The sequence below is a fragment of the Acinetobacter sp. YH12069 genome, assembly GCF_013419675.1.
Lineage (GTDB): Bacteria > Pseudomonadota > Gammaproteobacteria > Pseudomonadales > Moraxellaceae > Acinetobacter > Acinetobacter amyesii.
The window spans coordinates 86,933-101,747 of sequence record NZ_VOZS01000004.1; the positions used below are offsets into that span (position 1 = coordinate 86,933).

Below are 14,815 nucleotides of genomic sequence, written 5' to 3' on the forward strand. Positions count from 1 at the left end.
TTTGCTCCTTTGAACATTGTGTTATTGGCCAAAATTAAGGGCTAAAGGTTTTCCCAAGAGAAGCTGGTAAATTCAGTTTTAGATGCTTTTTATTACGAGAAATCAGCACTAAGACCACAATCGTTGCCACATATGGAAGTGCAGAAAGCAATTCATTCGGCACATTTAAACCTAATGCTTGAGCATGAAACTGAAGGATCGTAACGCCACCAAATAGATAAGCTCCGAGCATTAAGCGGGTAGGTTTCCATGTCGCAAAGACCACCAAGGCAATTGCTATCCAACCACGACCTGCCACCATGTTCTCAATCCACATCGGGGTATAGACTGTCGATAAAAATGCGCCACCTACTCCAGCCATAGCCCCACCAAAAAGAACCGCACAGTAGCGAATCGCTAAGACGTTATAGCCCATAGCATGCGCACTTTCTGGTGACTCGCCCACCGCTTTTAGTAGCAAACCAAGGCGAGTTTTTGTGAGTACCCACCAAATAATCACAAACGCCAACATGGACAAATACACAACATAGTTATGCTGAAATAAAATAGGCCCTAAGACAGGAATTTCACTTAAAAGCGGGATGTCTAAACCCTGCAAGCCGGGCAATGCCATGCTCACGTAGTTTTGTCCTATAAATGCTGAAATTCCGATACCGAAAATTGTGAGTGCTAACCCGCAAGCGGATTGGTTGGTACTTAAGGAGAGGGTAAAAAATGCAAAAATCAGTGCCATCAATGTGCCTGCAACGCCACCGACCATTAAGGCACTTGCCACACTCGCATCATATTGTGCAGCGAAGGCAAAGCCAGCGATAGCACCAACCAACATCATACCTTCTACACCGAGGTTTATGACCCCTGTCCTTTCTGCGACTAATTCACCAAGACCTGCAAAAATGAGTGGCGTTGCTGCGGCGATCGTGCCAGCTAAAATGGCTGTAATTTCAATGCTCATTCTTTTCTCCTCAATTTAAGCCGTAGTCGCTTGACGATCTGTCAGCGTTTTATTTTTTTTCGGTGCAAAACGATAGCGGTTTTCAATCAAGGCATCTGAAGCTAAAAGAAAAAATAACAATAAGCCTTGGAAGATACCTGTAATCGCAACCGGAAGTTGCAGCTGCATTTGTGCCATTTCCCCACCCAAATAAATCAGTGCCATCAATAAACCTGAAAGAACGATTCCAATTGGGTTTAAACGACCTAAATACGCCACAATAATGGCTGCATAACCATAGCCCGGAGAAATGTTTGGATTTAACTGTCCAATAGGCCCTGCAACTTCACAGATGCCAGCAATCCCCGCCATCAATCCAGATAAACCTAAACTGAGCCAGATGGCCTTTTTAGATGAAAACCCTGCATATTTCGCTGCCAATGGGGCTTGCCCACTAACTTCAAGTTTGTATGCAGTTAAACTTTTACGAATAAAAATCCATAAAATCACTACAGCAATGATCGTGATGAAAATAGATGCATTGACTCGAGTCCCTTCCCAAATTAAGGGCAATGTCGCTGACTCACTAAACATGACCGATTGAGGAAAATTCATGCCATCTGGATCACGCCACGGCCCATTGACCAGATATAACAGAATAAATAAGGCCACATAATTCATCATGAGCGTCGTCAGGGTTTCTTCAGCATTAAAGTGCGTTTTGAGTAATGCAGGAATGAGTCCCCACAATGCGCCACCAATTGCCCCCATCAGCACCATGAGCAGCAATATCCACCAACCCATTTGTTCGTGAAATAAAATTGCGATACCACCACCAAAAATAGCGCCCATGGTCAGCTGACCTTCGGCCCCGATGTTGAATAATTTGGCACGAAAACCAATGGCTAAACCCAACGCAATTAAAATCAGGGGTGAAGCTTTAATCGCAAGTTCACTTAAGCTATAGATCGAGGTTAAAGGCTCGATAAAAAAGATATACAGCGCATTGAGCGGATCAACACCTAAGGCTAAAAATAACAGACTGCCCACCACCAACATTGCCAAAAGCGCAATAATCGGTGACAGCCATTTCATCATTTGAGAGGGATGCTCTCTAGGTTCTAATAAATGCATGGATTTATCCTTTCATTGCTAGGCATGTGCCTGATTCAGAGACATTTCTGTAGAGTTTTTAGAGTTTGAAATACCCGACATCAATAGACCGATTTGCTCGGCATTGGTATCCGTGGTTTTCATCGGTTTTGACAGTTGACCTGCGGCAAGTACACAAATTCTGTCGCTAATCTCAAACAGTTCTTCTAATTCTTCAGAGATCACCAATATTGCAACCCCTTGTCGTGATAGATCGATCAGGGTTTGTCGGATAAACATCGCTGCGCCTACATCAACGCCCCATGTTGGTTGCGATACAATCAGCACTTTGGGGTTTTGTAGAATTTCACGTCCGACAATGAATTTCTGTAAATTCCCGCCCGAAAGTGATCGAGCTTCAGCATCAGCCCCTGAGGCTTTGACGCCAAACTTTTCAATACACTGCTCTGCAAAGGCACGCATTTTTGTAAAATTGATTAGCCCCCAATCGCTTAATTCTTTACGAAAAGCAGTTAATAAACCGTTTTGTGACAGCGTCATATTTGGAACAGCACCTCGTCCCAAACGCTCTTCAGGTACAAAGCCCAACCCTTGATCACGGCGCAGTCCTGCACTTTGCAGTGAAATATCGACACCTTGAAAAACAATGCTGCCTTTTTTTGAAACTTGCTCACCTGAAAGTAAGGACAGCAGTTCCGCTTGACCATTGCCTGAAATACCTGCAATTCCTAAAATTTCACCGCCATACAAATCCAGTTGGATTTGTTTAAGCGATACTCCAAATGGATCTTCGGATTCGTAATTCAAATCATCGACAGAGAAAAGCTGTTGTTTTTGACCAGAAAAATCCACATGTTTGTAGGTTGGCAAGTCTCGACCAATCATTAAACGTGCTAAGTCACTGGTTGACTGATCTTTTGGATAGACATGTCCTGTCACCAGACCGTTTCTTAAGATCGTCGCTTCATCACAAAGTTCTTTAATTTCATGCAATTTATGACTGATATATAAAATAGATACGCCCTGAGAAGCCAGTAATTTCAAGGTTTTAAATAATTGCTTGACCGCCTGAGGTGTGAGTACCGATGTCGGCTCATCTAAAATGATTAAGGATGGATTTTGTAATAAACAGCGAATAATTTCGACGCGTTGACGTTCACCCACCGACAAAGAAAAGACTTCTCGACGCGGGTCTACACGTAATCCATATTGTTCAGACACGGCAACGATACGTTCATGCAATTGTTTTAAATCTACTTTTTCGTCGAGTCCCAACAGAATATTTTCAGCAACGGTTAAGGTTTCAAATAGTGAAAAATGTTGATAAACCATACCAATACCTAGCTTTCTTGCGGCTGATGGGCTATCAATATTGACCTCTTTGCCATTCCAAATGACTTGGCCTTCATCTGCACGTGTTGCCCCATAAATGATCTTCATCAGGGTACTTTTACCCGCACCGTTTTCTCCCAAAATGGCGTGGATTGCACCGGGCTGAACCGTTAAATGAATTTGATGATTGGCTTTGAGTGAGTTATAGCTCTTGCAAATATTAATGAGCTCAAGACGAGGAATGACATTTTTATGCTCAGCTCGATCGAATGGGTTTGCAGGTTCTTGTTGAAATGCATTCATAACTTAAGCTCTCTTCAACGTAAATTTATAGGACCAAAAGTGAGATGCACTTTTGGTCACAGCTTGAATGTTTCAAAATTATTTAGGTAAAACCCCTTCTACGCCTTTCACGTAATAATTCATTTTGTTGAGATCAGCATCAGTCATGTTTTTACCTTGAGCGAGCGCTAAACTGCCATCTTGTTTATATACAGGGCCTGCAAATGGATGTAATTTTCCAGTTTGAATTGCGGTTTGTACGCCTAAGGCTTTTTGCTTAACAGCAGGTGCTAAAAATGGTGCAAAGGCTTCAATTTTGACCGCATCTTGTTTCACGCCATACCAAATTGCACTTGGTTTCCATGTTTTATTTGTGACTTGCTGCATGACTGGGGTATAGATTTTTTCCCAGTGCAACACTGAAGCCGCCAATTGTGCTTTAGGTCCAAACTTGCTCATATCTGAGTCCCAACCAAAGGCATATACGCCTTTTTGTTGTGCGGCTTGCACCACGGCTGGAGAATCGGTGTTTTGCATCAACACATCCGCTTTTTGAGAAATCAGTGCTAATGCTGCATCACGTTCTTTGCCTGGGTTAAACCATGAATTGACCCAAATCACCTTGGTTTTAATTTTAGGATTGACGCTTTGTGCGCCACGGGTATAAGCATTGATATTGCGTATAACTTCTGGAATTGGAAATGAGCCAACGACACCTAAGATGTTACTTTTCGTTTGCTGTCCTGCGACAACGCCGAGCATGTATGCACCTTCATAAGTACGTACGTCATAAACCCCTAGGTTTTTGCCCTGTTTATAACCTGTCGCATGCATAAAGACGGTATTTGGAAATTGTTTTGCCACTTTTTCCATTTGGTTCATATAGCCAAAAGACGTCCCAAAAATGACTTTATTACCCTGTTGCGCTAAGTTTCGGATTACACGTTCGGCATCGGCAGTTTCAGGGACATTTTCAATATGTGTGGTTGTATATTTTCCAGCTAAGGCCTTTTGAGCTTTAATACGCCCCTGATCATGTGAATAGGTCCATCCATGATCACTGGTTGGGCCAATGTAGACAAAGGCTGCTTTATCTGCGGCGTGTAGCTGAGTCATCAAGCCTGCACCACAGAGACCTGCTGCGCTAAATATTAGTGCCATCTTTTTTAAACGGGTTACAAAGCTTTTCTTTTGCATCATTTCATTCCACCAAAAACATTAAAACTTGATCTAATTTATAAAAAACTAAAATTATTCTGCATAAATGCGATTTTCTATTTATAGTTAGCAAATATCGTTCCAACATTTATTTTAAAATGAAAAAATATTTTAAATAAAATTGAATAATTAAAATAAAGGTGAATTTATATATAAAATCGAATCCATGAATTTTATTTAAATGAATATTTTTTTAATAACAAATCATTTTATATTGATCATAAAAAAAGCCCTATCGGGCTGAACGAAGGGCTATAAAAGGAAACCAAGAAATTAGAATAAGAGATTAAGTGATTTTTTCCAGTACTGATTGTTCTTCTAGACTTAAATCATAAGCCTGCTGATACATTTGTTCCATGTGTTCACCTGCCGTACAGGGTGCATAACGGTAAATTTCACCATCTTTCACCGTTCCTGGTAAGGCATTGATTGGCGTCATGTAATTCGGTCCATAAAAAAATGGAATCGAATACCGAGACTGACCTTTTGAAAATAAATTTCTAACACGATGTGGATTTGATTTGTACAAGTCATTACTCCAACGTGGGATCAGATCGCCTAAATTGACAATAAATGTATCTTTGATCGGTGGCGCTGCAACCCATGTCCCATCTGGTAAACAAACTTCCAGTCCGCCACATTCATCTTGCGCTAAAATTGTGATAGATCCCCAATCAGTATGTGCTCCAACGCCAAAGCTATATTCATCTGCACCGACAGGATGCGGTGGATAACAGAGCATTTTTAGGGTAATCATGGGGTCGATACAACAGTCATCAAAATAGCTTTCATCTAAAGACAAGGACAGTGCTAAGAGTTGCATAATGCGCTGTGCTAGGCCATTTAGCTGTGTTATATACTCCTGACAAAACTGTTCCATTTCAGGTACTTCAGCACTCGGCCATTGATTAATGCCATAACCCTGATATTTGGCTAAAACATAGGGATGATCTGTAGGGTAATTTTTAGCACAGTAGAAACCTTCCTTAATATCTGGCTTTGCGCTGTAGTCTGACTTTTGCGCTGCAAGCTGTTCAAAGCCCAGATGGCTATCATTCAAACTTTGATCATATTTAAGTTTGGTTCCCAATGGCAATGCAAAGATTTTAGCTGCCAATTCAAACTGACGTTGAATCAACGCAGATGATATTCCATGATTTTTTACATAGAAAAAACCTGAACTGGTTGCTGCCGCTCTTAACTTTTCTACTACATCCGAGATATTGGCTGAGGAAGGCGTCAATGCCTGCGCTAAATCAATTACGGGAATACTCATAATCACTCGACCTATGTAGAGCAAGTTGCCTCTCTTGCAACTTGCAATTTTTAAAATGTATTGTTTATCAAATTTTTATTTAGGCAGTGACCCATCTACACCTTTGACATAGTAGTTCATTTTAGACAAATCGATATCCGTCAATGTTTTGCCTTTTGCGACCAGTAGACTGCCATCTTGTTTATAAATCGGTCCTGTAAATGGATGTAATGCCCCAGCACGTAATGAATCACGAACTGCAATGGCTTTGGTTTTCATTGCAGCCGTCGTTTCTGGGCCAAAATTTTCAATATTTACAGCACTTTGTTTTACGCCATATTTGATCGCCGAAGGCTTCCATGTATTTGCCGCGACTTGTTTCATCACAGGTTCATAGATTTTTTCCCAATGTAGCACTGCCGCTGCAAGGTGTGCTTTCGGTCCAAATTTACTCATATCTGAGTTCCAGCCAAATGCATACACCCCTTTTTGTTGTGCGGCTTGTACTACAGCAGGTGAATCGGTATTTTGCATCAACACATCTGCTTTTTGAGCGATTAATGCCAATGCTGCTTCACGTTCCTTACCCGGGTTAAACCATGTATTGGCCCAAATTACTTTGGTTTTGACCTTCGGGTTTACACTCTGCGCGCCCAAGGTATAGGCATTGATGTTTCGAACGACTTCAGGAATTGGAAATGACGCGACTACACCAATGGTATTGGTTTTGGTCTTTTGCCCCGCAACCACACCAAGCATATACGCCCCTTCATAAGTTCGAAGTTCGTACACACCTAAATTTTTTCCTTGTTTATAACCCGTTGCGTGCATAAAGACTGTTTTAGGAAATTGTTTCGCAACTTTTTCCATCGAGTTCATATAACCAAATGATGTACCGAAAATGACTTTGTTGCCTTGTTGTGCCAAGTTACGAATAACACGCTCTGCATCGGCAGTTTCAGGTACATTTTCGATATATGTGGTTTTATATTTTCCAGCTAAAGCTTTGTCTGCCTTGATGCGCCCTTGTTCATGTGAATATGACCATCCGTGGTCACTGGTTGGACCCAAATATACAAATGCGGCCTTTTCCGCTGCATAAGATTGACTCAAACCCAGCATACCAACTGTCGAGAAGACTAAAATCGTTTTGACCAATGTTTTTAATTTAAAACTCATTCTATTTCCCCACAGTGTTTAAAATATATTTGATGCGATACTATTAAAAATAAAGGATATATTTTAAAAATGTTATTTTGGATGAAATTAAATTCAACTACATTTAAAAATATTTTTTTGATTATAAATACTATTATTTTTTAAAATAAATAATCACATATTTATAATGCAAAGGTCCTCAACACTTATCGATGTACGCCATGCAATAAATAAGTTGCTTTAACTGTTTGGTCTATTGCTAAGTTTTTGAAGATTCTTTCTAAAAATTAGAACAGGAAAAACCATTCTTAAATAAATACATGTTTCTTATAAAAAAATTATAGGTATTCAACCTAAATATTGCTGAAATCAGCTTTAAGTTGCATTTTTTTAAATTTCAGTGGTATGGAAATTGCTCAAAATCCATTATTTCTTTGATCAGGATTTTGTTATGACTATAGTATGGATAAAAAATCCGCTTGCGGTATTTACTGCCAATGATCAGGACGCTCGTGGTGGTGTACTGATTTCTCAAGGAAAAATTATTGAGCTGGTGGGGTTAAATGCGCTGCCCAGTCAAGCTTATGACGAAGTATTTTATGCAAAAGATTTGGTCATGCTCCCAGGCCTGATCAATAGCCATCATCATTTTTACCAAACACTGACACGTGCGTGGGCACCCGTGGTCAATGCACCATTATTTCCATGGCTAAAAACTTTGTACCCCATTTGGGCCAAATTAAACCCAGAACAATTACACTTGGCGACTCAAGTGGCTTTAGCAGAATTATTACTGTCGGGATGTACCTTCGCTGCGGATCATCATTATTTATTTCCAAATCAACTGAACCGTGCCATCGATGTACAAGTCAATGCAGCACAAGACTTAGGTATACGAGTGATGCTTACTCGTGGTTCGATGAGTTTAGGTGAAGATGCCGGTGGTCTCCCACCACAGCATACCGTTCAGGACATGGATATCATTTTAAAAGACTCTGAATGTTTGGTATCGAAGTATCATCAACGGCAGGAAGACGCCATGGTGAATATTGCCCTTGCACCTTGCTCGCCTTTTTCAGTCACGCAAGACATTATGCGAGAAAGTGCTAAACTTGCAGCAGCACTTGATGTGCGTCTACACACGCATTTGGCAGAAACCATAGATGAAGAACATTTCTGTCTACAGAACTTCGGCATGCGCACCGTCGATTATTTGGAAAGCGTGGGTTGGCTAAATGAACGTACGTGGTTGGCACATGGCATTCATTTTAATGCCGAAGAAATTCGATGCTTAGGACAAGCCAAAGTAGGCATTTGTCATTGCCCACATTCCAATATGCGCTTGGCTTCTGGTATTTGTCCAACACTTGATTTAACCCAGGCAGGAAGCAAAATTGGTTTAGGCGTAGATGGCTCAGCGTCAGGTGATGCATCAAACCTACTCCTTGAAGCACGTCAGGCTATGTACTTGCAGCGCTTAAAATATGGTGCAGAAAAGATCACACCTGAGCTTGCCTTGAGCTGGGCAACACATGGCTCTGCACAGCTTTTAGGGCGTGAGCAGAACTTAGGTCAAATCGCTGAAGGCTTCCAAGCCGATTTTGCATTTTACCGATTAGATGACATACGTTTTTCAGGCTCGCATGATCCGATCGCGGCTTTGCTACTCTGTGGTGCAGATCGTGCTGAACATGTCATGGTCAAAGGCGATTGGGTCGTCAAAAATCAAAGCTTGGTTAATGTTGATGTCGATGAACTGCAGGCCAAACACCGCGTAGCTGCAAAAGCCTTACTTGCGGCATGATCAATAAGACCGAAGTATTGGAGTCCTTCGGTCTAAACTTTTAATTTTGACGATACTTTTAATGCCCAAATATTAGTGCTTTTTCAAAAAGCAAAAAATAATCATTAATCGGTACTTAAATTGTCAATAAAAGCCCCATCTCCGTTTGGGATGAGGAGCATGCTCTGTAAGATTGAGCATAAAACAACCTCTCCCTAACCCTCTCCTGAAAGGAGAGGGAATTTAAAACATGAATTTTAAAAGTTCAAAAAATGATTTATGCACGAGGTCTATTCCAAAATTTAATTAGGAAATTTTAAGCTGCAGGATGACTGAGTTGATCAATAATACCTTGTGCAGCCAATTCATTTAATTCAGCTTCAGTTCTATATTGGGACAAAATTTCTGTCGTGTGCTGTCCTAACTGTGGTGGTGCATGACGGTATTCCACAGGTGTATCAGATAACTTCATCGGTGAACCAATCACTTTAAAATCATGATTTAAAGCATGTGGAATATTCACTACCATGTTACGGTGTTGAATTTGTGGTTCATTTAATGCGTCGTCTACAGAGTTGATTACACCGACTGGCACTTTTACCGCATGAATCGCATCGACCCAAACTTGAGCATCTTGAGTCAGAAAAAAGGCACTCAATAATGGAATCAATTCATCACGGTGTTTTACCCGATCTTGATTACGTAAATAGTTCGGCTGATCTAACAGTTCTGTATAGCCAATCGCAATACACAAGTCTTTAAATTGCTTGTCGTTACCACAGGCAATAATAAACTCCTTATCTTTGGCTTTAAAAGTTTGATACGGCACAATATTCGGGTGATTATTTCCCATACGCTTGGGTGCTTTACCTGAGGTCAAATAGTTCATACCTTGATTGGCTAAAGCTGCCACCTGTACATCGAGTAAAGACATATCAATATATTGACCGCGTCCAGTATGCTGCCGCGCCAACAATGCCGCCTGAATGGCAATCGTTGAGTACAGTCCGGTCTGAATGTCGACTACAGCGACCCCCACCTTTTGTGCTCCGCCACCGATTACATCATCAGATTCACCAGTAATACTCATTAAGCCGGACATACCTTGAATAATAAAGTCATAGCCCGGTTCTTCCGCGCGAGGCCCATCCTGACCAAAACCTGTAATTGAGCAATATACGATATTTGGATTTAGCGCACTGAGCGATGCATAATCCAAACCATATTTGGCAAGTGAACCTGCTTTGTAGTTTTCAATCACGACATCTGCAGTTTGGGCAATTTCACGGACTAGGGTTTGCCCTTCTTCACTGGCAATATCAATGGCTACAGAATATTTATTACGGTTCGCACATTGGTAATAGCCTGATTCTTTCGTCGCTTGACCTTGCTGATTTGGCATCCAAGGTGGTCCCCACATACGGGTATCATCCCCGACTTTAGGACGCTCAATTTTGATTACCTCTGCACCTAAATCAGCCAATATTTGACCGCACCAAGGACCTGCTAAAACACGGCTTAAGTCCAATACACGAATTCCTTTTAATGCACCCATAGTTCACTCCAGATGTGCCATAGTATTGAGCTATGGCACAGATCTTTTTAATTATTTTACTGTTGCAGTTTTTGCAGACGCTTTTTGCTCTGCATCAGCTACATGTATATCTAAACTGGCCAGTTTTTCTTTTTCCGCATCTGAAGAAAGTGATGCTTGCTGCGGGTCATATTGACGTTCACGAATGAACAAGCCTGGAATAACACCTGCAATAAAGTAAGCAGCACCCATCACAATAAAGGCCATAGTGAACGATCCGCCTGCGGCAATCATACCAATGGTTGCTGGTGCAATGGCTGCGCCTAAGCGCCCCATATTGTAAGCACCGCCAATGGCTGTACCGCGCACATCCGTAGAGAAACTTTCTGCCATATACGTTGCATTTACACCGTATGGAATACCGTATAAGAAACCGAAAGTTACGAGTAAATAGGCAATGTTGGTTGGTGTGTTATAGAAAATGATGATCGGTAAAAATGCTGCCGTGGCTACCGTACCAAACACAAAGGTTATACGACGTCCGAACTTGTCAGCGGCATAGCCGGCTAAAATTTTGCCCAGAATCATGGCGGTATATGCACCTACCATATAGCCTGTCATGGCTTTAAAGTTCATGCTGAGTTCGGTTTCTAGATACGTTGGCATCCAGTTGTTAACACCGTAATAACCGAATTGTAGAAATGCAGCGGTCGACATCCAAAAGAAGAACATTTTGCGATGATTAGTGTGTCCAAAAATACGTTTATAAATACTTTCAGAAGGTGCATTTTGATTGACTGCAGCTTGCTGCTGTACAGGTTCAAGTTTTAATTCACGGCGTTTTAGCTGCTCAATTTTTGCTTCCTGCCAAGATTTTGGTTCAGGAACAAAACGCATAAAGATAAGGGCAAAAGCAGCAGGAATAATCGTGACATAAAATAGCATGCGCCAGCCGTGATCTGGAATAATGGCACCCGCCATCAGCGTTGCAACGATATACCCCACGGTTTGACCCGTTTGCAAAGTCCCAAGTACCGTTGTGCGGTATTTGGTTGGTACATATTCTGCCATGAGCGTATTACACGCCATATAAAGTGAACCCAAACCAAAAGCGCCAATAAAACGTAAAATTAAAAATTGTTCATAGCTTTGGGTAAAGCCTAAAATACATGTCATGATTGAGAAAAATACTACTGACCAAGCAATAGTTTTCACACGACCAAATTTATCGCACGCCCATCCACCAGAAATACCACCTAGCGCCATCCCTGCTAAAGAAGAGCTACCAAGCATTCCTGCTTGAAATGTACTTAAACCAAACTCAGCCTTTAAACTGGTGAGGCTGAATGACAGCAACATAATGTCTACACCATCAATCACCAATGAAATAAAGGCAAAAATAAAGGCCATTTTCCAAGTGTTGCTGGTAATACGATGCATCGTGCCCACGTTAGAAGGCAATTTGAGCGTTCCTGCTCCGTTTTGCATTTCGTTATTCATTTCCTTGTTCCTCATTTTCCCAAATGAGTCATCGGCATTCCTATGTCTGCACATTTGCCTTTTTTATTCTTTTTATTTCATCACTGCTCAGGCTATTGCACAGAGTTACAAGAGTGTTTCACGATGAATCCTTTATTGATTAAGTTTATTTTTGCATAAAAAGTCTCTAAGGCACTCTATGTAGAGCACCTTATTGATATTGAATTCAATTAGTTACCAAAAGCCGCGATGCCTGTTTGCGCACGACCTAGAATCAGTGCATGTACATCATGTGTGCCTTCATAAGTGTTGACGACTTCGAGGTTAACCAAATGGCGGGCAACACCAAACTCATCAGAAATACCATTTCCGCCCATCATGTCACGCGCTACACGGGCAATATCTAAAGCCTTGCCACAGTTGTTACGTTTAATGAGTGATGTGCCTTCTACTGCAGCTAAACCTTCATCTTTCATACGTCCAAAGCGAAGCGCAGCTTGTAGCCCCAAGGCAATCTCAGTTTGCATATCCGCCAATTTCTTTTGAATCAGCTGATTCGCCGCCAATGGTCGACCGAACTGTTTGCGGTCCATGGTGTATTGGTGCGCTGTGTGCCAGCAGAATTCAGCTGCGCCCATTGCGCCCCAAGCGATACCATAACGTGCACTGTTTAGACAGGTAAATGGACCTTTTAAACCACGTACTTCTGGAAAAGCGTTCTCTTCAGGGACAAAAACATTGTCCATGACAATTTCACCGGTAATCGATGCACGTAAGCCAACTTTACCGTGAATCGCTGGTGCTGATAGCCCTTCCCAGCCTTTTTCCAAAATAAAACCACGAATGTCACCTACATTGCCTTCATGCGATACTTCTTTCGCCCAAACAACAAACACGTCGGCAATTGGGCTGTTGGTAATCCACATTTTTGCACCCGTGAGACGATAGCCACCTTCGACTTTTTTTGCACGAGTAATCATGCTACCTGGGTCAGAGCCATGATCTGGTTCAGTTAAACCAAAACAGCCAATGTATTCGCCTGTTGCCAGTTTTGGTAGGTATTTCTGTTTTTGCTCTTCAGAGCCAAATTCATTAATCGGCACCATCACCAAAGAACTTTGAACGCTGGCCATTGAGCGGTAGCCAGAATCCACATATTCAATTTCACGCGCAACGAGACCATAACTAACATAGTTTAGACCTGCGCCGCCGTATTGCTCTGGAATCGTTGGGCCAAGTAAGCCAAGTTCGCCCATTTCTCGGAAAATAGATGCATCGGTTTTTTCATGGCGGAATTGTTCCAGTACACGTGGCTGTAAATGCACTTGACAGTATGCATGCGCAGTATCGCGAATCATGCGTTCTTCTTCAGTTAATTGCTGTTCCAAAAGAAACGGGTCTTGCCAGTTAAATTGTACTTTTGCCTTTTTTACATTGACCATTTGATTCATCGCATCCTCTGCTTTTTCAGGTTTTCGTTGTTTTATTTGATGCTATGTGTGAAAAGTGATTCATTCAAACGATTAATTTGCATGTAGATATGCGCCTTTCGCATACCTAAGCTTGGCTCACAGCGTGTTAAGCACTTTAGCCACTGATTTGAACTGCGGATTGCTTTATTTATAGACTATAGTGGTATATGAAAATCATTCTTATATGCCATTTTGTGATACCTATCGATAAAAAGGACTTTATCTATGCGGCGCAATATTCCGTCATTGCAAAGCTTAATTTGCTTTGAATCTGCTGCGAAACACGCAAGTTATACGCATGCTTCCCAAGAGTTATTTATTACGCAAAGTGCCGTGTCGCGCCAAATTCAACAGCTTGAAGAATATTTAGGTGTAATGCTATTTAGCAGAACACGTCACGGTGTCGATCTCACAGAAGCAGGCAAGCAATATGCAAAAAGTATTAAACCCTTTTTGCAAGGTATCGAAAAAAGCACTTCAGATATTATGATGCACAAAGGCTTGGGCGGTACTTTAAAGCTGGGCGTTGTGCCAACCTTTGCCACACGTTGGCTGTTGCCAAAATTACATAAATTAAATGCGCAACATCCTGAAATTACAGTGCATTTGGAAACCAGTACTAAACCCTTTTTATTTAATGAAAATGTCTTTGACGCGGCGATTTTTGCAGGAACTCAGCAACAAATTGAGCATTGGCCGGGCATTCAAGCGCATTATTTAATGGATGAAGAAGTGGTTCCCGTTTGTTCCCCCAAATTGATTAAAAGCAACTTTCCCCATGCGGAAATGACCGGTGATCACAGTTTTAATTTAAGCGATGAAGAATTGCTTCAATTGCCCTTATTACAGCAAACCACCCGTCCAAGTATTTGGCAAGAATGGTTTCAAGCCCATCAGCTTCAGCATCCCAAACCATTTGATGGTCAGCGACATGAATTATTTTCCATGCTTTCTGTGGCAGCCAGTCATGGCATGGGTATGGCACTTATTCCACAAATGCTGATTGAAGCTGAACTGAGAAAAAAAGAATTGGTGATTGCATCAAATAAAAAACTGCACGGTAGCCGAAAATATTATTTAGTCCACTCGAGCCAAGACAGCTCACCACAAATACAAAAATTTGTCGATTGGGTGCTACAAGAATTGCATCAACTAAGTTGAAGTAATCGCTATATTTTGAGTACAGTAAATTCGCTGAATCATCCATTCAATACATGCAACCGTACGCATTGGACTCATCAATTAAAATATAAGG

11 protein-coding genes are annotated in these 14,815 nt (G+C 41.5%); 2 read left to right on the plus strand and 9 right to left on the minus strand.

The features are described 5' to 3' along the window. Positions 1-34 precede the first annotated feature (34 nt). The 6 genes from FTU16_RS03210 to FTU16_RS03235 all read right to left on the minus strand — a co-directional run bounded on the left by FTU16_RS03210 (position 35) and on the right by FTU16_RS03235 (position 7,256). A complete protein-coding gene (locus FTU16_RS03210) occupies positions 35-955 on the minus strand; it encodes an ABC transporter permease (RefSeq protein ID WP_180162679.1) in 921 nt (306 codons plus the stop codon). A 15-nt stretch (positions 956-970) separates the two neighbouring features. Continuing rightward, entirely contained in the window at positions 971-2,068 is a 1,098-nt protein-coding gene (locus FTU16_RS03215) for an ABC transporter permease (protein ID WP_180162680.1), read from the minus strand. An 18-nt stretch (positions 2,069-2,086) separates the two neighbouring features. Beyond that, entirely contained in the window at positions 2,087-3,682 is a 1,596-nt protein-coding gene (locus tag FTU16_RS03220; protein ID WP_180162681.1) for an ABC transporter ATP-binding protein, read from the minus strand. Between the two features lie 78 nt (positions 3,683-3,760). Continuing rightward, on the minus strand, positions 3,761-4,861 hold the full coding sequence (locus FTU16_RS03225; protein WP_180162682.1) for a BMP family ABC transporter substrate-binding protein: 1,101 nt from the start codon (positions 4,859-4,861) through the stop codon (positions 3,761-3,763). A 304-nt stretch (positions 4,862-5,165) separates the two neighbouring features. Next, complete coding sequence (locus FTU16_RS03230) at positions 5,166-6,155, minus strand: isopenicillin N synthase family oxygenase (protein ID WP_180064061.1); 990 nt, start codon at positions 6,153-6,155, stop codon at positions 5,166-5,168. Between the two features lie 75 nt (positions 6,156-6,230). Next, positions 6,231-7,256 (minus strand): BMP family ABC transporter substrate-binding protein, encoded by a 1,026-nt coding sequence (locus FTU16_RS03235; RefSeq protein WP_257227086.1) that lies wholly within the window; start codon positions 7,254-7,256, stop codon positions 6,231-6,233. Positions 7,257-7,743: 487 nt separating this feature from the next. Here FTU16_RS03235 and FTU16_RS03240 point away from each other — a divergent pair, with 487 nt between their 5' ends. After that, a complete protein-coding gene (locus FTU16_RS03240) occupies positions 7,744-9,096 on the plus strand; it encodes an 8-oxoguanine deaminase (RefSeq protein WP_180162684.1) in 1,353 nt (450 codons plus the stop codon). A gap of 295 nt (positions 9,097-9,391) precedes the next feature. Here the strand turns inward: FTU16_RS03240 and FTU16_RS03245 are convergent, their stop codons facing one another. From FTU16_RS03245 to FTU16_RS03255, 3 genes are all read right to left on the minus strand, one after another. Further along, complete coding sequence (locus FTU16_RS03245; RefSeq protein WP_180042190.1) at positions 9,392-10,630, minus strand: CaiB/BaiF CoA-transferase family protein; 1,239 nt, start codon at positions 10,628-10,630, stop codon at positions 9,392-9,394. 51 nt (positions 10,631-10,681) lie between these two features. Next, positions 10,682-12,109, minus strand: coding sequence for an MFS transporter (locus FTU16_RS03250; protein WP_168377497.1), 1,428 nt, complete (start codon positions 12,107-12,109; stop codon positions 10,682-10,684). A 209-nt stretch (positions 12,110-12,318) separates the two neighbouring features. Continuing rightward, positions 12,319-13,539, minus strand: coding sequence for an acyl-CoA dehydrogenase (locus FTU16_RS03255; protein ID WP_180162685.1), 1,221 nt, complete (start codon positions 13,537-13,539; stop codon positions 12,319-12,321). A 246-nt stretch (positions 13,540-13,785) separates the two neighbouring features. Between FTU16_RS03255 and FTU16_RS03260 the strand changes: the two genes are divergently transcribed. After that, entirely contained in the window at positions 13,786-14,721 is a 936-nt protein-coding gene (locus FTU16_RS03260) for a LysR substrate-binding domain-containing protein (protein WP_180050982.1), read from the plus strand. Positions 14,722-14,815: the final 94 nt, after the last annotated feature.